This is a genomic window from Frondihabitans sp. GW821-FHT04F02 (assembly GCF_059420045.1).
The window spans coordinates 441,225-460,929 of the sequence record NZ_JBWKSZ010000002.1 but is presented as its reverse complement, the minus strand read 5'-3'; the positions used below and the strand labels follow the sequence as shown (position 1 = coordinate 460,929).

Here is a 19,705-nt window from a genome sequence, read left to right as displayed (position 1 = left end):
CCTCTCGTTCCACCTGACTACCTGCAGCAGCAAAGGAGCTCCAGCCCATGTCCACCCTCATCAACACCGACCTCGTCGGCCTCGACGAAGACCTCGGAGGCACGTCGTCCGACGTGATCCGCGCTCTCGCCGCCCGTGTCGCCTCCGTCGGCCGCGCCGGCTCGGCGTCCTCCCTCGCCGATGACGCCATCGCCCGAGAAGCCTCCGTCGGCACCGGCGTGCCCGGCGGCATCGCCATCCCCCACGCCCGGTCGGCCTCCGTGACGGAGCCGACCCTCGCGATGACCCGTCTCGCCCGCCGCGTGCCATTCGGCGCACCGGACGGCGACGCCGACATCGTGTTCATGATCGCGGTGCCGGAAGGCGCCGACGGCGACCACATGACCGTGCTCTCGACGCTCGCCCGTGCACTCATCCGCGATGACTTCACAGCGTCCCTTCGCGCTGCCGCGACCCCCGCCGACATCGTCGCGATCGTCGACGCCGAGGTCGGCGGCGAGGTCGACGCGGCCCGCGGCGTGACCGGGACGGCCGCTCCGGCCGCCGCGAGTGCCGGCGCCGGGGCTGCCGCGGGTGCTGGCGCCGGTGCCGCCAAGGGCACGGCCCCCGCCATCAAGCTGGTCGGCGTCACCGCCTGCCCCACCGGCATCGCCCACACCTACATGGCCGCCGACGCCCTCGTCGCGGCCGCCGCCAAGCTCGGCGCCGAGCTGCAGATCGAGACGCAGGGCTCCGGCCAGGTCGTCCCGCTCGACCCCGCCGTCATCCGAGAGGCCGACGCCGTCATCTTCGCCGTCGACGTGGACGTGCGCGACCGCGCGCGATTCGCAGGAAAGCCGCTCGTCCAGGGCCCCGTGAAGCGCGGTGTCGACGAGCCCGACGCGATGGTCCGCGAGGCGCTGGCAGCCGCGAAGAACCCGAGCGCGGCCCGCGTCTCAGGTTCTCTGGCCGAAGGCCCAGCCATGAGCCAGGGTCGCCGCGGCTTCGGCTCGGCGCTCAAGACGTGGCTCCTGACGGGCGTGTCGTACATGATCCCGTTCGTCGCCGGAGGCGGCCTGCTCATCGCGCTCGGCTTCCTGCTGGCGAAGTACGGCATCGCGCTCACGGCCGAGGGCCACACGGTCAACAACGCCGCCTACGCCCTCCAGAACTACACGCTCTGGAACCTCCCGCCGCAGGGCCTGGCCTACTACCTCGGCGCCGCGGCCTTCCAGATCGGCGGAGCATCGCTCGGATTCCTCGTGGCAGCCCTCGCCGGCTACATCGCCTACGCGATCGCCGACCGACCCGGCATCGCCCCCGGTTTCGTCGCCGGCGCGATCGCGGTGTTCATGAACGCCGGATTCCTCGGCGGCCTCGTCGGCGGTCTGCTCGCCGGTTTCGCGGCCTACTACATCGGCAAGCTCAACGTGCCCCGCTTCGTGCGCGGTCTCATGCCCGTCGTGATCATCCCGCTGTTCGCCTCGATCTTCGCCTCCGGTCTCCTGCTCCTCTTCCTGGGCGGACCGATCGCGGCCCTCACGAAAGCGCTCGGCGACTTCCTGAACGGCCTGTCCGGCTCGGGCGTCGTGGTGCTCGGGATCATCCTCGGCCTGATGATGTGCTTCGATCTCGGCGGCCCGGTCAACAAGGTGGCCTACGCGTTCGCTGTGGCCGGACTCTCGGCGGGCTCGGTCGCCAACCCCGCCCCGTGGGAGATCATGGCCGCCGTCATGGGAGCTGGCATGGTGCCGCCGCTCGCGATGGCGCTCGCCTCCACCGTGCTCTACCGCAAGGGCTTCACCCCGATCGAGCGCAACAACGGCGCGGCGGCGTGGCTTCTCGGAGCATCGTTCATCTCGGAGGGCGCGATCCCGTTCGCCGCTGCGGACCCGCTGCGCGTCATCCCCGCCAGCATGGTGGGCGGCGCCCTGACCGGAGCGATCTCGATGGCCGCGGGCGTGACCTCTCAGGCGCCGCACGGTGGCATCTTCGTGTTCTTCGCGATCGGCAACCTCCTCATGTGGATCGTCGCGATCCTCTCCGGAACCGTCGTGACGGCTGTCGTGTACGTGGTCCTGAAGCGCTTCGTCCGCCGCCGCCCGATGGACGCCTCGATCGCCGACGCCGAGCGCGCCGAGGCGGGGCTCGCGCCGGCCGGACAGCCGGTGGCTGCGTAGCGGCCCGGGCCCGGGCTGCGCGCTCAGGAAAACCGCACGGCCTCTGACGCCGGCGCGGGCCTCGACGGGAGGACCGCGCCGGCTTTCCTGTGCTGGCGGCGGCGGGCGCGCCTCGGGCGACCACCCTGCCGTGTTCCTGGGCGCAGGAACTAGCCCGCGATTCCGCGCACGGCGGCGACGGCTGCCTCGACGTCGGCGGCGACCGACCCGAGTTCCTGCGCTGTGAGCCCGCCGCCCCAGGTGAACCGGACCGACGTCTGCGCGAGGTCGGCGTCCATGCCGAGCGCCGTGAGGACGTGCGAGGGCTCGTCGCTTCCGGCGGCGCAGGCGGAGCCGCTCGACGACACGACGCCGCGGCGCTCCAGCTCCAGCAGGACGGCCTCGCCGCTCGTGCCCGGGAAGACGAACGACGCGTTGGCGGGCAGCCGTGCCTCGGCGGGGCCGGTCAGGCGGGCGCCGGACACGCGCGTCAGGACTTCTGCTACGAACGCGTCGCGGACGCCCGCGGCGGCGTCCGCCCGAGCGCGTCTTTCCTGCTCTGCGATCCCGACGGCAACGCCGAGCGCCACCGCGCCCGCTACGTTCTCGGTGCCGGAACGCCGCCCGCGCTCCTGCCCGCCACCGTGGACGAGCGGCTCGAGCGGCACCCGGCCCGCGACGTAGAGCGCGCCGACGCCCTTGGGCGCCCCGAGCTTGTGTCCTGAGATCGACAGCGCCTGAACGCCGAGCACGTCGACGCGAGTGTCGAGCCAGCCTGCCGACTGGACGGCATCGGTGTGGAAGGGCACGCCGGCCTCGCGCGTCACGGCGGTCAGGTCGGCAATGGGCTGCACCGTCCCGATCTCGTTGTTGGCGTGAGCGATCGAGACGAACGTCGTATCGCTTCTCAGGACTCGTGCCAGCGCCGCCGGGGTGACGAGCCCGTCGTCGGTCAGGTCGACGTACGACACCTGAAACCCGAGCAGCCGCTCCAGGAAGAGCACCGACTCGAGCACGGCCTCGTGCTCGATGCGGCTCGTCACGAGGTGCCTGCCACGGGGCGAACCGAGCGCGATCCCCTTGATCGCGAGATTGTCGGCCTCGGTGCCGCCCGCCGTGAAGACGACCTCCCCCGGGCGGCAGCCGAGCCAGTCCGCGATCTGTGCGCGGGCTGTCGCGAGTGCCCGAGCCGCCGACTCCCCGACCGTGTGGTGGCTTGACGGATTGCCGAAGTCGCTCGTCAGGAACGGCCACATGGCCTCGACGGCCTCGCGGCGGGCGGGCGAGGTCGCGGCGGCGTCGAGGTAGAGCACGGGTGTCCCGTCAGGCGTCAGCGCGGGCGAACCCGGCGGGCGTGCGTCCGGCAGGAACGTCGACGTCGATGTCGAGCCCGAGGTCGAGCGCGCGCACGCTGTGGGTGAGCGCGCCTACCGAGATGAGGTCGACCCCGGACGCCGCGATGGCGGCGACGGTGGTCAGGTCGACCCCGCCGCTCGCCTCCACGAGGGCTCGTCCGGCCACGAGCTCGACTCCTGAGACGAGGTCGGCTGACGAGAAGTTGTCGAGCATGATCGTGTCGACGCCCGCCGCGAGCACGGCCTCAATCTGGTCGATGCGGTCGACCTCGACCTCGACGTGGGTCGTGTGCGAGAGCTTCCCCTTCATGGCGAGGAGGGCCTCGGTGACAGTCAGCCCCGACGCGATCAGGACGGCCAGGTGGTTGTCCTTCACGAGCACGGCGTCCGACAGCGAGAAGCGGTGGTTGCGACCCCCACCCGCGACGACGGCGTCGCGCTCGAGGGCGCGGAGCCCCGGTGTCGTCTTGCGGGTGTCCACGATCTGGGCCCGGGTGCCCTCGGTGAGAGCGACGTACTGAGCTGTCAGAGTGGCGATGCCGGAGAGTCGCTGCGTCAGGTTGAGAGCGACTCGCTCGGCCCGGAGCAGAGAGCGGGCCGAGCCGCGAAGCACGGCGAGCGTCTGGCCCGCCACGAAGGCGTCGCCGTCGGCGGCTAGGAGCTCGACCTCGGCGAGCGGGTCGACCTCGCTGAGAGTCGCGGCGAGCACGCGCGTCCCGCTCAGGACGCCGGGCTCGCGAGCCACCACGGCCGCCGTCGCGGTCGCCGTCTCAGGAATGAGGGCATCGCTCGTGACATCGCCCCAGGGGGCGTCCTCTCGGAGCGCGGCGCGGACGACCTGCAGGATCGCGTCGTCAGTGAGCATGCTGGGGAACCTCTCGTGTCCACGTGATGGCGTGGGCGAACTCGTCGGATGGGAAGGGGAAGTCGGCCCGGTAGTGGGCGCCGCGCGACTCCTCGCGGGCGAGGGCTCCCGCCAGCACGAGGCGGGCCACGTCGAGCAGGTTCGTCGTCTCAGGATCATCGGTCGGCGCTGTGGCACCCGCGAGGGTCGCGGCGGCGGCGAGCATCGTCTCTCCTGACCGCTCGACGCCGGCAGCCGACCACATGAGGTCCTGAAGATCCGGGCGCAGGAACTCGCGCCTACCCCCGCCTTCCGCACCGGTCGGGGCGGGCCCGGGTGCCTCCACCTCGCGTTCCTGCGTCGTCGGAATCTCGTCGGCCGTGATCGCCTCGACCGCGCGCCAGCCGAAGACCGCGGCCTCGAGCAGCGAGTTCGAGGCGAGGCGGTTGGCCCCGTGAACGCCGGTCGAGGCCACCTCGCCGACCGCGTAGAGGCCGGGGAGCGACGTACGCCCGCCGAGATCGGTCGAGATGCCGCCCATGAAGTAGTGCGCGGCGGGCGTGACCGGGATCGGCTCGGCGGCCCAGTCGAGTCCGGCGGCGCGCGTCGCCCGCGTGATGGTCGGGAAGCGCTTCTCGAGCGTCTCGCGGCCGAGAGCGGTGGCGTCCAGGTGGACGGGGAGTCCTGCCTGCAGGGCCATCTGCCGGGCGATGCCACGCGCCACGACGTCGCGCGGGGCGAGCTCGGCGCGACGATCCACGCCGGTCATGAAGCGTCGGCCGGCGGCGTCGAGGAGCACGGCGCCCTCGCCTCGGACGGCTTCCGAGATCAGGAAGCTGCCCGGCACAGCCAGCGCCGTGGGATGGAACTGGTAGAACTCGAGGTCGTCGACGCGCGCACCGGCACGCCAGGCGGCTGCCAGGCCGTCGGCCGTCGCGCCCGCCGGGTTCGTCGTGAACTCGAAGAGCTGCCCGGCGCCACCCGTGGCGAGCACGACCGCGTCGGCGCGGATCTCCAGCGGCTCCGTGCCCTCGCCGACACGAGCCATGAGCCCGGCTACGCGAGGTTCTCCGTCGGCGGTGATCAGGAGGTCCGTGACGAATGCGTGCTCGACGACCTGTACCCGCGATGCCGCAAGCCGCGCGATCAGGGCCAGGACGATCGCCCTGCCGGTCGCGTCGCCGCCGGCGTGGAGGACGCGCGCGCGGCTGTGCGCCGCCTCGAGACCCCGGGAGAATCCTGATTCGTCGCCGTCGAAGCGAACGCCCCAGCGGACCAGGTCGGCGATTCGAAGGGGACCGTCGCCGCACAGAGCCTCGACGGCGGCGAGGACCGACAGTCCGGCACCGGCGGCCAGGGTGTCCTCGACGTGCAGCTCGACGGTGTCGTCATCGAAGACTGCCGCGGCGATTCCTCCCTGCGCATAGCGGGAGTTGCTCTCGTCGAGCGCGCCCTTGGTCAGGAGCGTCACGCTGTGACCCAGTGCGTCGGCGTGGAGTGCCGCGGTGAGACCGCCGAGCCCCGACCCGACGACGACGATGTTCCTGAGTTCGGCCATGTCAGACCGAGACCGTGTGGTTCGGCTTGGCGGCGAGCATCCGCTCCAGCGCGACTCGGGCGGGCTCGGCGACGTCGTCAGAGACCTGAATTCGGTTGAGCACCTCGGCGGGCCGGTCGGCCGTGCCGATCAGCGCCTCGAGTGCCCAGGCGATGTAGCCGGGGTGGATTCGGTACATCGTCGAGCATGGGCAGACGACCGAGTCGAGGCAGAAGATCGTGTGCTGCGGGTACTGCTGTGCCAGACGCTGGACCAGATTGATCTCGGTGCCGATCGCGAAGGTCGAACCGGCGGGAGCCGCCTCGATGGCCTTCACGATGAAGTCGGTCGAACCGTACGAGTCGGCGGCGTCGACGACGGGCATCGGGCACTCGGGGTGCACGATGACCTGCACGTCGGGGTGCTCGGCGCGGGCCTGCTCGATCTGGGCGACGGTGAAGCGCTTGTGCACAGAGCAGAAGCCGTTCCAGAGGATCACCTTCGCGTCGTCGAGTTCCTGAGATGTCGACCCGCCGAGCGGTTTGCGAGGGTTCCACAGGGGCATGCTCTCGAGCGGGATGCCCATGGCCTTGGCGGTGTTGCGGCCGAGGTGCTGGTCGGGGAAGAACAGCACGCGGCGGCCCCGGGCGAAAGCCCATTCGAGAACGGTCTCGGCGTTCGACGAGGTGCAGACGATCCCGCCGTGACGGCCGCAGAAGCCCTTGAGGTCGGCGGCCGAGTTCATGTAGGTGACCGGGATGACCGGAACTCGTCCTGATTCGTCGACGGCCGTCATGTCGCCGTAGATGCCCTCGAGCTGCTCCCAGGCCGCCTCGACGCTGTCGATATCGGCCATGTCGGCCATCGAGCAACCAGCCGCGAGGTTCGGCAGGATGACCGCCTGCTCGGGCGTCGAGAGGAGGTCGGCGGTCTCGGCCATGAAGTGCACGCCGCAGAAGACGATCGCCTCGGCATTGGGCGACGCCTTGGCCTTCACCGCGAGCTGAAACGAGTCGCCCACGTAGTCGGCGTACTGCACGACCTCGTCTCGCTGATAGAAGTGGCCGAGCATCAGGACGCGGTCGCCGAGGATCTCCTTCGCCGCGAGGATGCGGCGGTGCAGCTCGTCGGCCGACGCCTCGCGGTACGCGGCCGGTATCTCGCCCTGGAGCGGCGAGCGCGCCGGGATCGCGTCGAACATCGACGAGCCGGGGCCGTACGAGGGCACACCCGTGTCGAACGCCCACGGCGCCTCGCGGAGGTCGGTGGTGCAGACGGCGCCGGGGGCCTCACCGTTGGTGATGCGGCGGATCGTGGTGTCGACGGAGGTCATGGTGCGGCTTTCTTCGGTAGTCGGATGACTGGGGTGTGCGCTGCGTCAGGAAGGAGGTCCGGCGCTCGGGTCTCAGGTGCGCCCGAGCGGATTGGGGTCGACGAGGTCGACTGCGTGGTTGTAGCGATAGAGGCGCGGGGGCCGGTGCGGGGTGCCGGTCAGGAACTCCCCCGTCGGCACGACGGAGTCGCTCGACTCGACCATGCGGCGGAAGTTGGCCGGGTCGAGCTCGCGTCCGAGCACCGCCTCGTGCACCTCGCGCAGGCCGGCGAGCGTGAAGGTGTCGCCGATGAAGGCGTGGGCGATACGGCTGTACTCCATCTTCGTGCGGAGCCGCCAGAGGGCGTAGTCGACGATCGTCCGGTGGTCGAAGGCGAGTTCAGGAAGGTCGTCCGCGTCGAACCAGCACACGTTCGGGTCGCTCTGCACGAGCGCCGTGGTCGCATCGTCGGCCGCGCTGGCCCGCGACACGAGTGCCCAGTACACGATCGACACCACGCGCTCGGCCAGAGACCGGCCTCGCGCGCCGAACGCGTAGAGCTGCTCTAGATAGGTCGGCGACAGCGCCGTCGTCGTCACGAGGTGGCGACGGGCCGCGTCGGCCAGGTCTTCGTCGAGCGCGAGCGGGCCACCCGGCAGGGCCCAACGACCGCGGTAGGGCTCCCGGATCCGGCGCACCAGCGGGATATGCAGAGCCATGCGCCCCGTCGAGTCGGACGGCATCAGCGAGAAGACCACCGTCGAGACCGCGAGCGCAGGAGACATGCTCGCCAGCGTGGAATCGCTCACGTTGCCTCCCCTTGCCGGCCCTCGAAGTTAATGTCTACCTGACTCTAACCCTTAAAGTCACTACGACCCACTACTTTCTCCCGATCTGGCTAGGCTCGGGCCCATGTCGGTTCTCCTGAGCGCCACCCGCCGCCTTCTCGTCCTGCGGGGGCGGAGCACGGCCGACGCCGAGACGCTCCGCCGCGCGATCGAGAACCGCGGCACCGCCGCCCCGATCCCCGCAGGCCTCCGCAAGGTCGCGTCCGTGACCGAGGAGCTCGTCGCGGGCCACCGGCTCGTGACGCTCACGCCCCTTTCGGAGCCGTCGGGAGCGCACCTCATCTACACGCACGGCGGCTGCTACGTCTTCCCCCTCGTCGGGCCGCACTGGGGCATCCTGGCCGGGCTCATCGCCCGCTCCGGCGTGAGCGTGAGCGTCCCCCTCTACGGGCTCGCGCCGGAGTTCACCGCGGTCGACGCCTATCCGTTCCTGAACGAGGTCGCCGAGCGGGCACGCGACGACCACGGCGACCGCGTCTTCCTCGGCGGCGACTCCGCGGGGGCCGGCCTGGCGCTCGGCCAGGCCATGGCCCAACGCGACGCCGGACTCCCTCCGGCGCGCGGCGTCGTCCTGATCTCCCCCTGGGTCGACGTGACCATGTCGAATCCCCGGGTGCAGGAACTCGCCCCGCTCGACCACATGCTCGCCCCCGCCGGGCTGGTGGAGGCCGGCCGACTCTGGGCCGGGGGCCTCGACCTGCGCGACCCGCGCGTCAGCCCCCTCTACGGCGACCTCTCAGGACTTCCGCCCGTGCACACCTACCAGGGCGACCGCGACGTGTTCCTCGCCGACGCAGAGCTCCTGACTCGCGGCATCCGCGACGCCGGTGGCGAGGCCGAGCTGAGAATCACGCGCGGCGGCTTCCACGACTTTCCGGGCGCACCGTGGCTCCCGGAGGCACGGCTCGCCCTGGATCGGATCGCTGACGTCCTGAGGTCGTGACCCGAGACCCTGACTTCGGCGACCCGCTCAGTAGGGTTGTCGCATGCGTCTCGCCGTCCTCGGCTCCCCCATCGAGCACTCCCTCTCGCCCACCCTGCAGTCGACGGCGTACCGCCTCCTCGGGCTCGACCACGAGTACGGACGGCGCGAGGTGGCGTCGGGCGAGCTCCCTGACCTCCTGAACTCGCTCGACGACTCCTGGCTGGGTCTCAGCCTGACCATGCCGCTCAAGCGCGAGGTCGTGGCGATGCTCGACTCGGCGTCGCCGCTGGTCCGACAGCTGGGTGTCGCGAACACGGTCGTCTTCTCAGGCACGGGGGCGGGCCGCACGATGGCCGGGCACAACACCGACGTCGACGGCATCACGCGCGCGATCTCGGAGGCGCACGAGGGGCGGCACGAGCGCGTGGCGATCCTCGGCGGAGGTGCGACGGCCGTCTCGGCACTGACAGCGGCGCACGAGCTCGGGGCGCGCTCGGTGTCGGCGTTCCTGCGCGATCCCTTCAAGGCGCAGGAACTCGAGGCGGTCGCCTCGGCCCTCGACATCGCGTTCGCCGTCGACTCGCTGTCGAGCGCTCCCGCGAGCGGGCCCCACGATTTCGTCATCAGCACTCTCCCCGGCGGGGTTCCGCTTCCGGAGATGACGCCGTCGTCGCCCGATGCCGTCCTGCTCGACGTCGCCTACGACCCCTGGCCGAGCCCCCTCGCCTCGGCCTGGCGGGCCTCGGGCGCCACCGCCGTCAGCGGGCTCGACATGCTCGTGGAGCAGGCGATCGGGCAGATCCGTCTCTTCACGGGACGGGCTCAGGACGAACCCATCGATGGCGAGACGGGAATCAGGCAGGCCATGCGGGAGTCCGTGGGGCTTGCACCATCGGCCGCCGGTAGCCTCGACTCGTGACCGAGACCTTCCGCCCCGCGTCCCTCCGAGGCTTGATGCTGGACGCCGGCGCACCCAAGATCATCGTCCCGATCGTCGGCGCGAGCCTCGACGCGGTGCGCATGACCGTGGGCGGGCTCGCCCGCGACGACTACGACCTCGTCGAGCTGCGCGTCGACCACTTCGACGACGTCGAGCACCACACCGAGGTGCTCGAGCTCCTCGAGACGGTGCGCGAAGAGCTGCCTGACGACGTCCCGGTGCTGTTCACGTTCCGCTCGAAGCCGGAGGGCGGGGCACGCGACATCGATCCCCGCGACTACGAGTCGCTCCTCCGTCTCGCAATCCACTCCGGACTCGTCGACGCGGTCGACGTCGAGATGTTCACCGAGCTCGGATCGCTCGAGCGCCTGGTCAACGGCGCCCACGAGGCCGGAGTCGCCGTGATCATGTCGTCGCACGACTTCGAGCGCACGCCGCCGGTCGCGCAGATCGTCGCGCGGCTGACCCTCCAGCAGGATCTCGGAGCGGACGTGGTCAAGATCGCCGTCATGCCCAATACTCCTGGCGACGTCCTGACCCTGCTGCAGGCGACCGCGGAGTTCACCTCGACCAGAGCCGTGCGCCCGGCGATCACCATGTCGATGGGGCCGCTCGGTGTCGTCAGCCGCCTCGCCGGCGAGACCTTCGGATCGTGCGCGACGTTCGGGTCGGCCGGGACCGCGAGCGCGCCCGGCCAGGTCGACGCGCATGAGCTGCGCGCCGTGCTGCAGCTGGTCCACGCGGCGCAGGGCTGACCTGCGGCCGCGCTCGCGCGGAGGCGCGGTGCGCTTGCGGTGCGGTGGTGGGGCGGTGCGGTGTGGTGCGCTTGCGGTGCGGTGGTGGGGCGGTGCGGTGTGGTGCGCTTGCGGTGCGGTGCGATGCGGTGCGGCCTCGCTGCGGCGGCGGTGCACGGAACTCAGGCGATCTGCTCCCGCAACCGCGCTAATCCGCGCGCTGCCGACCCTAACGCGCCCGTTTTCCTGAATAAGGGCGCAATTCCATTGCCCGCAGGCGATCACCGTGCAACTATCTACGCATGCTCGAAGATTCGCAGGTGATCCCCGACGAAGCGGCCGCACTCGACGACGACATCACGGACGACACCTTCGTGGAGGTCGCGGTCGAGGTGTTCGCGATGCTCGCCGATGCGACACGGGTGCGGCTCGTCCTCGCGCTCGACTCAGGAGAGCTGTCGGTCAACGCCCTCGCCGAGCGGGTGGGCAAGTCGCCCACCGCGGTCTCGCAGCACCTCGCGAAACTCAGGATGGCGCGCATGGTCTCGACCCGTCAGAACGGCAACCGCGTGTTCTACCGGCTCGTCGACACGCACGTCTCGAAGCTGGTCCAGGACGCCATCCATCAGGCCGAGCACACGGTGGGCGCCCCGATCCGGCACCACCACGGGGAGGGCTGATGTCACACGACCACGGGGCGGCGACGTCGTCCCGCACCCGCTTGTCGATCGCCCTGGCGATCACGTCGGTCATCCTGATCGCCGAGGTCGTCGGAGCCGTCACCACCGACAGCCTCGCGCTGCTCGTCGACGCCGGCCACATGCTGACCGACGTCGCGGGACTCACCGCGGCGCTCGTCGCCGCGGGGCTCATGTCCCGTCCGGCGACATCGGCCCGCACCTGGGGCTATCGCCGCGCCGAGGTACTCGCCGCGCTGGGTCAGGCCGCCGTGCTGCTGGCCGTCGGCATCTACGCGCTGGTCGAGGGCGTGCAGCGACTGCTCGCCCCGCCCGAGGTGCCGTCGTCGTCGCTTCTGATCTTCGGGATCATCGGCCTCCTCGGCAACGTCGCCTCTCTCGCCGTCCTGTCGTCGTCCCGTGGCGAGAACCTGAATCTGCGCGCGGCCTTCCTGGAGGTCCTGAACGACGCCCTCGGCTCGGTCGCCGTCATCGCCGCTGCCATCCTGATCTCGCTGACCGGCTGGACCCGCGCCGACGTGATCGCCGGCATGCTCATCGCCGTCCTGATCATCCCCCGCACGGTCGGTCTCCTCCGCGAGACCACGGGCGTCCTGCTCGAGTCGACACCGCGTGGTCTCGACCTCGAAGCCGTCCGCACGCACATGCTCGAGCTGCCGCATGTCCGCGGCGTCCACGACCTCCACGCGTCGCAGATCGCGACGGGCCTGCCCATCCTGAGCGCGCACGTCGTCGTCGAGCAGGGCTGCTTCGAAGACGGGCACGCGCCCCGGATCCTCGACGACCTCCAATCGTGCGTGCTGGAGCACTTCAGCGTCCAGATCGAGCACTCCACCTTCCAGCTCGAGCCGGTCGCGCACCAAGCGCACGAGCACGTCGACCACGCCTAGGCGGGCGGCGCGCACTCAGGCGATCTGAGCAAGCCAGGGCGCAGGAACTCGGGTCCCGCGCCCCGCCGGCGACAACCCTCCTGAGCAGCCCCCGGACCGCCGGGGTTATCCCCACCTTCGCCGCTCGGAGAAGTTATCCACAGATCCGCCGACGATGCTCCACGGCGCCGTCACGGCCGCGAACCTTGTCGGCATGAACCAGAGCACACTCCAGTCCGTCCACCAGTACGTCCTCGACAACGGCGGCGCCCTCCCTCGGCGCGACCTCCCGTTCAGCAGTCGTACATTGACCCGGGCCGTCCGCAGCGGCGCCGTCCGGCGGGCCCGGCGAGGCTGGTACACGACCTTCACCGAGGCCGATCCGAGATTCGTCGCTCTGCGAGTCGGCGGTCGTCTGACCGGCATCGCTGCTGTCGTCCTGCTCGGCGCCTGGACCTGGCAGACCGACATCCCGTTGGCGGTGTCCGTCCCGCGGAACGCCGCGCGACTCCGACGGGCGCCGGGCGTCCGCGTCGTCCACGACCGTCAGCACGTCGTCGACAGGGGCGACCACACGGTCGTCGACGCGAGGGACGCCCTTCGGCGGGCCCTCCTCGACTCGTCGTTCGAGGCCGCCGTCGCCCTGTGGGACTGGGCCCGGCGCTCATCGCTCTACAGCGTCGACGATCTGCGGGAGGTGCTCGACAGCCTTCCCGCCGACGCCCGCGGGGTGGCCACCTGGTCGGACGCCGAGTCGCAGAGCGTCCTGGAGTCCGTCGCGAGGGTCCGGTACATCGCCGATGGCCACCACGTCGAGGCGCAGGTGGCGGTGAGCACGGGTCAGTCGATCGATCTGGTGGTGGACGGCGTCGTCGCTGTCGAGCTGGACGGCCGCGAGTTCCACCAGTCGACGTTCGAAGCCGACCGGACGAAGGACCTCGCGATCGCCATCGACGGCAAGATGCCGCTGCGCATGAGCTCGACCATGGTTCGCCACGCATGGGACCAGATCCGGCTGGCGACGACGCGAGCCGTCCAGCGGCACCTCGGCGACTCCACGGCAGCCATCGGCGTGCGACCGCTCCGACGGGTCCGGCCTCGCGGCCGGCGGCCCTGGCGGTGCCGCGTCAGCCCCGCGGCGATCGATGAGGCTCACCTCGGGGCGCCCCGGGGGAGGCTCACCTCGTCCGAGGTCCGAGCCCAGCGGGATGCCGACGCCATGAGCTCCCTCGCGCGGGCCGGCCGGGCTTGCTCGTGAGCTTGGAACTGATGAGGTCTCCGGCTTGCGACGTAGACCACCTGCTCCGCGACCAGAACGAGCTCACGCCAGACGACAGCTCACGAGGCTCGACTTCCGGCGAACGCGGAGACACCATCGGGGATCGGGATCCAGGACGACGACGACGCGCTCTCGAGCACCGCATCGATGATGCGGGCGGCGCGAGCGCCATCGGCGAAAGTCGGGAGCCCCTCGGGGGCCCCGCCCCGCACAGCCGCGTAGGTGTCGGCGAGGAAGGCCGCGAAGGCGTCAGGATAGCCCTGCGGGTGGCCCGAAGGCACGAGGTTGAGCCGCGCCTGATCGGCGGAGACGTCACCCGAGGCCCTGTGCAGGATCGTCGACGACGCCTCCCCGCCGATCCAGACGCTGTCGGGGTTTTCCTGGTCGAAGACCGCAGAGCCGGCCGATCCGTCGACCTCGACCCAGAGGCGGTTCTTGCGGCCGGCGCTGACCTGCGAGATCACGGTGTTGGCGGTGCGGCCCGACGCTGTGCGGAAGGTGGCGATGGCGGTGTCCTCTGTCGTGACCTCCCGGATCGGCGCAGAGCCGTCCGACGCGCCCCCGAAAGACAGCCCAGAAGGTTCAGGACGCATCGGGTACACGATCGACGTCGTCGCCGATACCTCGGTGAAGCGCTCACCCGAGATGAACTCGGCCAGGTCGCACCAATGCGAGCCGATGTCGGCGAAGGCGCGGGACCGACCGCCGGCCCCCGCGTCGACCCGCCACGAGGACGACTGCGGATCGAGCAGCCAGTCCTGCAGGTACGAGCCGTGGACGAGAAGGACGTCGCCGAACTCTCCGGCGATGCGCCGAGAGCGGAGCTCGCGGACGAGGGGGTGGTAGCGGTACGCGAAGGGGACGGTGGCGACGACCCCGGATGCGAGTGCGGCAGCCTCGAGTTCCTGCGCCTGATCGGCCGTCATCGCGAGCGGCTTCTCGCACACGACGGCGACACCGGCGCGGATGGCCTGCATGGCGTAGTCGAAGTGGGTGCCGTTCGGGGTGCAGATCTGAATCACGTCGGGCGAGTCGACCAGGAGGTCGTCGAAGGCCGCGTATGCCCTGGGAACGCCCCACTGCGATGCGAACTCGGTGGAGCGGGACGGCGACGAGCCGAGGACTCCGATGACCTCGGCACCCGCGTCTCGGGCGGCTCGCCGGTGGACTGCGCCGATCATGCCGGTACCGATGATGGCGACACGCAGCGGTGTGGGAGCCATGAGTGATCCTTCGAGATTCGGAGACGGTCTGCTCTGATCTAACCGAGACTTCTGCCGACTGTCAATCAAAAGTCCGGCTCGCTACGCCAGAAGTCGGACGGGAGAGAGGCCGTCGAGGCCGAGGCCGTCGAGGCCGAGGCCGTCGAGGCCGAGGCCGTCGAGGCCGAGGCCGTCGAGGCCGAGGCCGTCGAGGCGCCACGCACAAGCGCCCGCCACCGTGAGGTGACGGGCGCTGAGGCACGAACGACTAGAGGACGATGAGGCCGTCGGTCTTGGTCGTGGCGGCTGTGTAGCGGTCCTGGACGTTCTGCCAGGAGACGATGTTCCAGAACGCCTTGATGTAGTCGGCGCGGACGTTCTTGTAGTCGAGGTAGTAGGCGTGCTCCCAGACGTCGAGCATCAGCAGGGGCACGAGGCCGAAGGGCACGTTGCCCTGCTGGTCGAAGAGCTGGAAGATGCTGAGCTTCTGGCCGACGATGTCGTAGGCGAGGACGGCCCAGCCGGAGCCCTGGACGCCGAGGCCGACCGCGGTGAAGTGCGCGACGAACTGGTCGAACGAGCCGAACTGGTCGTCGATGACGGACGCGAGGTCGCCGGTGGGCTTGTCGCCGCCGTCCGGGGACATGTTGGTCCAGAAGATGGAGTGGTTGACGTGGCCGCCGAGGTTGAACGCCAGGTCTTTCTCGAGCTTGTTGACGTTCGCGAGGTTGCCGCTCTCGCGGGCTTCGGCGAGGGCCGCGTTGGCGGTGTTCGCGCCGGCGACGTAGGTCGCGTGGTGCTTGGAGTGGTGCAGCTCCATGATCTGGCCCGAGATGCTCGGCGCGAGGGCCGAGTAGTCGTACGCAAGGTCGGGAAGAGTGTATTCAGCCACTGTTGTCGCTTTCTCTTGGGTGTGCCGCCGGATTGGGCGGTGCATTCCGCGGTGATTCGGAGTCGTTTCCAGCCTAGGATCTCAAGTGCACTTGAGGTCAAGCTCCCACTCAGGTGAGAACTCGGTTTGGACGACACATGACGAAGACCGCAGGAGACGCCCTCTCCATCGGGGAGCTCGCAAAGCGCTCCGGCGCCACTGTGGCGACGATCCGCTTCTACGAGTCGAAGGGCCTCGTCCAGTCAACTCGAACGGTCGGCGGAACGCGCATGTTCCCGCGCCACGCCCTGCGACGCGTCTCGATGGTGCGGCTCGGAGTCCGGTTCGGCATCCCGCTCGCCGACATCGCGGCGATGTTCGACTCGCTCCCGGTTGATCGCGCGCCATCCCGCGCCGACTGGCAGCGCATCTCGAACGCCTGGAACATCCATGTCGAGGAGCGCCTCGCCACGCTCACCCGGATGCGCGACCAGCTCACGGACTGCATCGGCTGCGGTTGCCTGTCGCTCGGAACCTGCTCCCTCCTGAATCCTGAGGACGAGCTCGCGGGCGACGGGGCAGGCCCCCAACGAGTCCTGCCCTCCTGATTCGCTACGATCGATGCATGTCAGAACATGAGGGCGACCCCGCAGGAACTCGGGTTCCCGCGTCCGATCCCGACTCCATCAACTTCCGCACGCGCAAGTGGGTCCGTCCTGAAGACCTGAAGGCCAACGGGTCGCTGCTCGGCGGGTCCCTGCTCCGCTGGATCGACGAGGAGGCCGCGATCTACGCCATCCTCCAGCTCGGCAACGGCTTCGTCGTCACGAAGTACATCTCCGAGATCAACTTCGTGTCGAGCGCAGTCCAGGGCGACCTGATCGAGATGGGCCTGCGCGCGACGCACTTCGGCCGGACGTCGCTCACCATGCGCGCGGAGGTGAGGAACATGGTCACGCGCCAGAGCATCCTGACCATCGACAAGATCGTCTTCGTGAACCTCGGACCGGAGGGCCTGCCCCTCCCCCACGGCTACACCGACATCACCTACGACCGCGACCGGATCCCAGGGTCCATGGCCTGAAGCGCGCACCAAGACGTGCTCGCTAGGCTGACGCCGTCCTCCCGAAATTGAGCCGAAGAGAGCCCATGTCAGTCGTCAAGATCAACGCCATCCACGTTCCCGAGGGCCACGGAGCCGAGCTCGAGAAGCGCTTCGCCGCTCGCAAGCACTCGGTCGACGGCGCCGCCGGCTTCGAGGGCTTCCAGCTGCTCCGCCCGATCAAGGGCGACGACCGCTACTTCGTGGTGACGACGTGGGCCGACGAGGCCAGCTTCCAGGACTGGGCCGAGAACGGCGCCAAGGCGGCCCACGGCCACGGCGGCCCGGCCCCGCACGGCGACGGACACGGCGCCAGCGCCGGACACGCCGACAGCGCCGGACACGGCGCCCAGGCTGCGGCGGCCGACGGAGCCACCGCGCCCACGCCTGTCGCCACGGGCGCCGACCTCCTCGAGTTCGAGGTCGTCGAGCTCTAGCCCGGAAGGGGCGAGCCGGAGCGGCGGAGACGGACGCCGGGCGCGGCTGCGGTGCGGCTCGGCGGCGGTTCCTCAGTTCCTGCGCCCCTGGTCGTCTCGTCGACCGGATGGCACCATGGAGGCATGCCCGCTATCACCGCCGTCTGCCGTGTCGCCCGCCTGCGTCCTGACTCGGGGAACGTCGGCGTCACCGCCATCGACAAGACTCCCCTCGACGAGCCCGTCGCCGTGAGGAAGCTCGGCGTCTACGGCGACGTCCAGGCCGATCGCACGCACCATGGCGGGGCCGACAAGGCGGTCTATGCCTTCTCGGACGAGGATGCCGCCCACTTTGCAGGATTGCTCGAGCGCGAGATCGCCCCCGGCCTGTTCGGCGAGAACCTCAGGACCACCGGGGTCGACGTGGGCGGGGCCGTCATCGGCGAGCGCTGGCGGATCGGCGACGCGCTCGTGCTCGAGGTGACGATGCCCCGAACGCCCTGCGCCACCTTTGCCCGCCGCATGAAGGAGCCGCGCTGGGTGAAGCGATTCACCGCCGAGAACAGGACGGGCGCGTACCTCCGCGTCGTCTCCTCAGGTTCGGTGTCCGCAGGCGACCCCGTGATCGTCACCGACCGGCCGTCGCACGGCATCACCATCGCCGAGTGCTTCGCGGGCCTGAGCCCGGATCGGGCGCGTCTCCTGGTCGACGCAGCCGACGGCGGCTCGTTCGTCGCTCAGCCGGTGCTCGACGTCGCGGTGAAGGCTCTCCGGCGTGTCTCTGCCTGAGTCGGGCTCCACCCGCACCGCCTCCGGCTACTTCGTCAGCTCGAGGATCGTCGCGTTGTGCGCCGTGTGCGTCGAGGCGATTGCGTAGCCGGCGTCCTGCAGCGATTTCAGGCCGTAGTCGTCGTCGCCGTACTCGACGAGCCAGACGGTCGTGACGCCGTCGAAGCGGTCGTGTCTCAGAGCCTCATCGACCGTGTAGACGGAGTCGTGCCACGAGTTCGTGTCGGCGTACGGCGTCTCGAGAGTGACGTCTCGGAGGCCCCGGTAGCCGGCCGGATAGAGGTACATCGAGAGCCGGACCAGACGTGACGGCCGCGTGGACTCGTCGAACACGACGGCATCGCCGGCGTGCGCGCTGGTGCCGACGACCTCGCTGATGGACTGCCATCCCGTGTTGTTCTTCGCGTACGGCGTGCGGGAGGCGGCGTAGATCGGCGCTGCGACGCCCAAGAGCAGCGCCACGCCGGTTATGGTCGCGACGAGAGTGCGGCGCGGTCGGGTGCGGCCGATCAGTCCTGCGATCCGGACGAGTCCGATGGCCATCAGAAGACCCGCCGCGGGCGCGGAGTACGAGAGGTAGCGAGGAGTGAAGTCGGCCACCACGAGGTTGCCGGCCATCAGGATGAGGAGAGGGCCGACAAACCAGGCCATGCCCAGCCAGGTGAGGCTGATCGGCCGGGGGCGGCCCACTTCGGCCGCGCCCAGGTCGACTCGGCGGTCGCGGACGAGGTCGATGACGAAGAACGCGACCGCCGTCACGATCAGAACCCAGGCGATCGCCGCGAACCACCACTCGCCGAACCAGGTCGTGACGAGGATCGAGTGCGGCGTCACCGTCTCGCGGCGCGCGAGGAACCCGACCTGATCGTGCTGCCCGAGGCCGAAGACGATGACAGGAGCCGCCGCCATCACCGCGCCGGCTGTCGCAAGCGCCCACCGTCTCAGGATGTCGCGCGGCACCCGGGCCTGGAGCAGGACAAGCGCGTGAACGACGACGAAGAGCCCGAAGTACAGGAATGTGTAGACACCCGCCGCTAAGAGCAGGCCGTAGCCCAGCCACCATCGCTTCGAGGTGACACCGCGGCCGACCAGCCGCACCAGCAGGAAGAGCGACCAGGCGGCGATGGCGGCACTGAAGGCGTAGGCGCGCGTCTCGTCGCTGAACGCGATCGTGCGCGGCACGACGGCGAAGAGCAGAGCCGCGGTGACAGCGAGCCGACGGGAGCGGAGCTCGCGGACCAGGAAGTACAGCCCGACGGCGGCGAGGCCCGTCGCGATCGCGGCAGGCATCCTGACGGAGAACGGCGAGGCGCCGAACATCTCGATCCAGAAGTGCAGGCCGAGGTAGTACGTCCCGTGGACGGCGTCGACGTGGCCCAACATCCGGAAGAGGCTCGGGAGCGGCCGCTCTGCCGAGAGAACGCTCGCCGCCTCGTCACCCCAGAACGACGGCACCCACGACCACGCGGAGGCCAGGGCCCAGGCGAACAGCCCGAGTGCCCAGCCGAGGCGGAGGTCGCCGCGGCGGTGCGCGACCCGGCCTGAGCGGAGCGGCGCGGGAGACAGGCGCGCGATGGCGGGGGAAGAACTCACCCGTCCAGAAAACAGGATGCGTCCCAAGACAATCCTAAGAATGGGCAAACACCACCTGGGAATCGTCAGAACAGCCGACATCCTTTAGTCGCAGTCGGGTGCCGTCGAGCGCGATTCGCGCCGCAGGAGCGCCGCACGTCGAAGTCGGGACGCGCGGGGGCTCAGGACGCGCGACCCTGCTCGAGCCCGCCCGCGTCGTCGGCGCCGTCACGCCTTGCTACGGCGACCTCGCCCGCGTGTCCGAGCCGTCCT

20 protein-coding genes are annotated in these 19,705 nt (G+C 70.3%); 11 read left to right on the top strand and 9 right to left on the bottom strand.

The features are described from left to right. The first annotated feature begins 47 nt into the window (after positions 1–47). Positions 48–2,159, top strand: a complete 2,112-nt coding sequence (locus AC07TY_RS07325) for a PTS fructose transporter subunit IIABC (RefSeq protein ID WP_494784866.1) — start codon at positions 48–50, stop codon at positions 2,157–2,159. Positions 2,160–2,308: 149 nt separating this feature from the next. On the opposite strand, the gene AC07TY_RS07320 is transcribed toward AC07TY_RS07325, so the two are convergent. The 5 genes from AC07TY_RS07320 to AC07TY_RS07300 all read right to left on the bottom strand — a co-directional run bounded on the left by AC07TY_RS07320 (position 2,309) and on the right by AC07TY_RS07300 (position 7,972). Next, complete coding sequence (locus AC07TY_RS07320; RefSeq protein ID WP_494784865.1) at positions 2,309–3,451, bottom strand: cysteine desulfurase family protein; 1,143 nt, start codon at positions 3,449–3,451, stop codon at positions 2,309–2,311. Between the two features lie 10 nt (positions 3,452–3,461). Further along, positions 3,462–4,358 (bottom strand): carboxylating nicotinate-nucleotide diphosphorylase, encoded by an 897-nt coding sequence (gene nadC, locus AC07TY_RS07315; protein ID WP_494784864.1) that lies wholly within the window; start codon positions 4,356–4,358, stop codon positions 3,462–3,464. Then, positions 4,348–5,895 carry an L-aspartate oxidase gene (gene nadB / locus AC07TY_RS07310; protein ID WP_494784863.1) on the bottom strand — a complete coding sequence of 516 codons (1,548 nt, stop codon included), beginning with the start codon at positions 5,893–5,895 and terminating at the stop codon, positions 4,348–4,350. The genes nadC and nadB overlap by 11 nt, the downstream gene beginning before the upstream one ends. Before the next feature lies 1 nt (position 5,896). Further along, positions 5,897–7,207 (bottom strand): quinolinate synthase NadA, encoded by a 1,311-nt coding sequence (nadA, locus tag AC07TY_RS07305; protein WP_494784862.1) that lies wholly within the window; start codon positions 7,205–7,207, stop codon positions 5,897–5,899. A gap of 72 nt (positions 7,208–7,279) precedes the next feature. Beyond that, a complete protein-coding gene (locus tag AC07TY_RS07300; protein WP_494785048.1) occupies positions 7,280–7,972 on the bottom strand; it encodes an NUDIX hydrolase in 693 nt (230 codons plus the stop codon). A gap of 127 nt (positions 7,973–8,099) precedes the next feature. Between AC07TY_RS07300 and AC07TY_RS07295 the strand changes: the two genes are divergently transcribed. The 6 genes from AC07TY_RS07295 (at position 8,100) to AC07TY_RS07270 (ending at position 13,459) form a co-directional block, all read left to right on the top strand. Then, complete coding sequence (locus tag AC07TY_RS07295) at positions 8,100–8,978, top strand: alpha/beta hydrolase fold domain-containing protein (protein WP_494784861.1); 879 nt, start codon at positions 8,100–8,102, stop codon at positions 8,976–8,978. A gap of 43 nt (positions 8,979–9,021) precedes the next feature. Beyond that, positions 9,022–9,879, top strand: a complete 858-nt coding sequence (locus tag AC07TY_RS07290; RefSeq protein WP_494784860.1) for a shikimate dehydrogenase family protein — start codon at positions 9,022–9,024, stop codon at positions 9,877–9,879. Further along, on the top strand, positions 9,876–10,655 hold the full coding sequence (gene aroD / locus AC07TY_RS07285) for a type I 3-dehydroquinate dehydratase (protein WP_494784859.1): 780 nt from the start codon (positions 9,876–9,878) through the stop codon (positions 10,653–10,655). Before AC07TY_RS07290 ends, aroD begins: the two co-directional genes overlap by 4 nt. Before the next feature lie 281 nt (positions 10,656–10,936). Then, on the top strand, positions 10,937–11,314 hold the full coding sequence (locus AC07TY_RS07280; protein WP_199738221.1) for an ArsR/SmtB family transcription factor: 378 nt from the start codon (positions 10,937–10,939) through the stop codon (positions 11,312–11,314). Continuing rightward, entirely contained in the window at positions 11,314–12,222 is a 909-nt protein-coding gene (locus AC07TY_RS07275) for a cation diffusion facilitator family transporter (protein ID WP_494784858.1), read from the top strand. The genes AC07TY_RS07280 and AC07TY_RS07275 overlap by 1 nt, the downstream gene beginning before the upstream one ends. Before the next feature lie 193 nt (positions 12,223–12,415). Next, the gene (locus AC07TY_RS07270) at positions 12,416–13,459 is read left to right on the top strand and encodes a hypothetical protein (protein ID WP_494784857.1); all 1,044 of its coding nucleotides are present in this window, start codon (positions 12,416–12,418) and stop codon (positions 13,457–13,459) included. 80 nt (positions 13,460–13,539) lie between these two features. Here AC07TY_RS07270 and AC07TY_RS07265 read toward each other — a convergent pair whose 3' ends face one another. From AC07TY_RS07265 to AC07TY_RS07255, 3 genes are all read right to left on the bottom strand, one after another. Beyond that, a complete protein-coding gene (locus tag AC07TY_RS07265; protein WP_494784856.1) occupies positions 13,540–14,703 on the bottom strand; it encodes a Gfo/Idh/MocA family protein in 1,164 nt (387 codons plus the stop codon). Positions 14,704–14,784: 81 nt separating this feature from the next. Next, entirely contained in the window at positions 14,785–14,919 is a 135-nt protein-coding gene (locus tag AC07TY_RS07260) for a hypothetical protein (RefSeq protein WP_494784855.1), read from the bottom strand. Between the two features lie 31 nt (positions 14,920–14,950). Then, the gene (locus AC07TY_RS07255; protein ID WP_123504556.1) at positions 14,951–15,574 is read right to left on the bottom strand and encodes a superoxide dismutase; all 624 of its coding nucleotides are present in this window, start codon (positions 15,572–15,574) and stop codon (positions 14,951–14,953) included. Positions 15,575–15,711: 137 nt separating this feature from the next. Here AC07TY_RS07255 and soxR point away from each other — a divergent pair, with 137 nt between their 5' ends. The 4 genes from soxR to AC07TY_RS07235 all read left to right on the top strand — a co-directional run bounded on the left by soxR (position 15,712) and on the right by AC07TY_RS07235 (position 17,860). Beyond that, complete coding sequence (gene soxR, locus AC07TY_RS07250; RefSeq protein WP_494784854.1) at positions 15,712–16,161, top strand: redox-sensitive transcriptional activator SoxR; 450 nt, start codon at positions 15,712–15,714, stop codon at positions 16,159–16,161. A gap of 17 nt (positions 16,162–16,178) precedes the next feature. Further along, the gene (locus tag AC07TY_RS07245; protein ID WP_494784853.1) at positions 16,179–16,637 is read left to right on the top strand and encodes an acyl-CoA thioesterase; all 459 of its coding nucleotides are present in this window, start codon (positions 16,179–16,181) and stop codon (positions 16,635–16,637) included. A gap of 65 nt (positions 16,638–16,702) precedes the next feature. Next, complete coding sequence (locus AC07TY_RS07240) at positions 16,703–17,092, top strand: antibiotic biosynthesis monooxygenase family protein (RefSeq protein ID WP_494784852.1); 390 nt, start codon at positions 16,703–16,705, stop codon at positions 17,090–17,092. A 123-nt stretch (positions 17,093–17,215) separates the two neighbouring features. Continuing rightward, the gene (locus AC07TY_RS07235; RefSeq protein ID WP_494784851.1) at positions 17,216–17,860 is read left to right on the top strand and encodes an MOSC domain-containing protein; all 645 of its coding nucleotides are present in this window, start codon (positions 17,216–17,218) and stop codon (positions 17,858–17,860) included. A gap of 27 nt (positions 17,861–17,887) precedes the next feature. Here AC07TY_RS07235 and AC07TY_RS07230 read toward each other — a convergent pair whose 3' ends face one another. Next, a complete protein-coding gene (locus AC07TY_RS07230; RefSeq protein WP_494784850.1) occupies positions 17,888–19,453 on the bottom strand; it encodes a glycosyltransferase family 39 protein in 1,566 nt (521 codons plus the stop codon). Positions 19,454–19,705: the final 252 nt, after the last annotated feature.

Coding starts and splice junctions, on each gene's coding strand:
- AC07TY_RS07295 (WP_494784861.1), top strand. CDS start 8,100: ATGTCGGTTCTCCTGAGCGCCACCCGCCGCCTTCTCGTCCTGCGGGGG.
- AC07TY_RS07235 (WP_494784851.1), top strand. CDS start 17,216: ATGCCCGCTATCACCGCCGTCTGCCGTGTCGCCCGCCTGCGTCCTGAC.
- AC07TY_RS07240 (WP_494784852.1), top strand. CDS start 16,703: ATGTCAGTCGTCAAGATCAACGCCATCCACGTTCCCGAGGGCCACGGA.
- nadC (WP_494784864.1), bottom strand. CDS start 4,358: ATGCTCACTGACGACGCGATCCTGCAGGTCGTCCGCGCCGCGCTCCGA.
- AC07TY_RS07245 (WP_494784853.1), top strand. CDS start 16,179: ATGTCAGAACATGAGGGCGACCCCGCAGGAACTCGGGTTCCCGCGTCC.
- nadB (WP_494784863.1), bottom strand. CDS start 5,895: ATGGCCGAACTCAGGAACATCGTCGTCGTCGGGTCGGGGCTCGGCGGT.
- AC07TY_RS07325 (WP_494784866.1), top strand. CDS start 48: ATGTCCACCCTCATCAACACCGACCTCGTCGGCCTCGACGAAGACCTC.
- AC07TY_RS07265 (WP_494784856.1), bottom strand. CDS start 14,703: ATGGCTCCCACACCGCTGCGTGTCGCCATCATCGGTACCGGCATGATC.
- AC07TY_RS07275 (WP_494784858.1), top strand. CDS start 11,314: ATGTCACACGACCACGGGGCGGCGACGTCGTCCCGCACCCGCTTGTCG.
- AC07TY_RS07280 (WP_199738221.1), top strand. CDS start 10,937: ATGCTCGAAGATTCGCAGGTGATCCCCGACGAAGCGGCCGCACTCGAC.
- AC07TY_RS07270 (WP_494784857.1), top strand. CDS start 12,416: ATGAACCAGAGCACACTCCAGTCCGTCCACCAGTACGTCCTCGACAAC.
- AC07TY_RS07300 (WP_494785048.1), bottom strand. CDS start 7,972: ATGTCTCCTGCGCTCGCGGTCTCGACGGTGGTCTTCTCGCTGATGCCG.
- soxR (WP_494784854.1), top strand. CDS start 15,712: ATGACGAAGACCGCAGGAGACGCCCTCTCCATCGGGGAGCTCGCAAAG.
- nadA (WP_494784862.1), bottom strand. CDS start 7,207: ATGACCTCCGTCGACACCACGATCCGCCGCATCACCAACGGTGAGGCC.
- AC07TY_RS07290 (WP_494784860.1), top strand. CDS start 9,022: ATGCGTCTCGCCGTCCTCGGCTCCCCCATCGAGCACTCCCTCTCGCCC.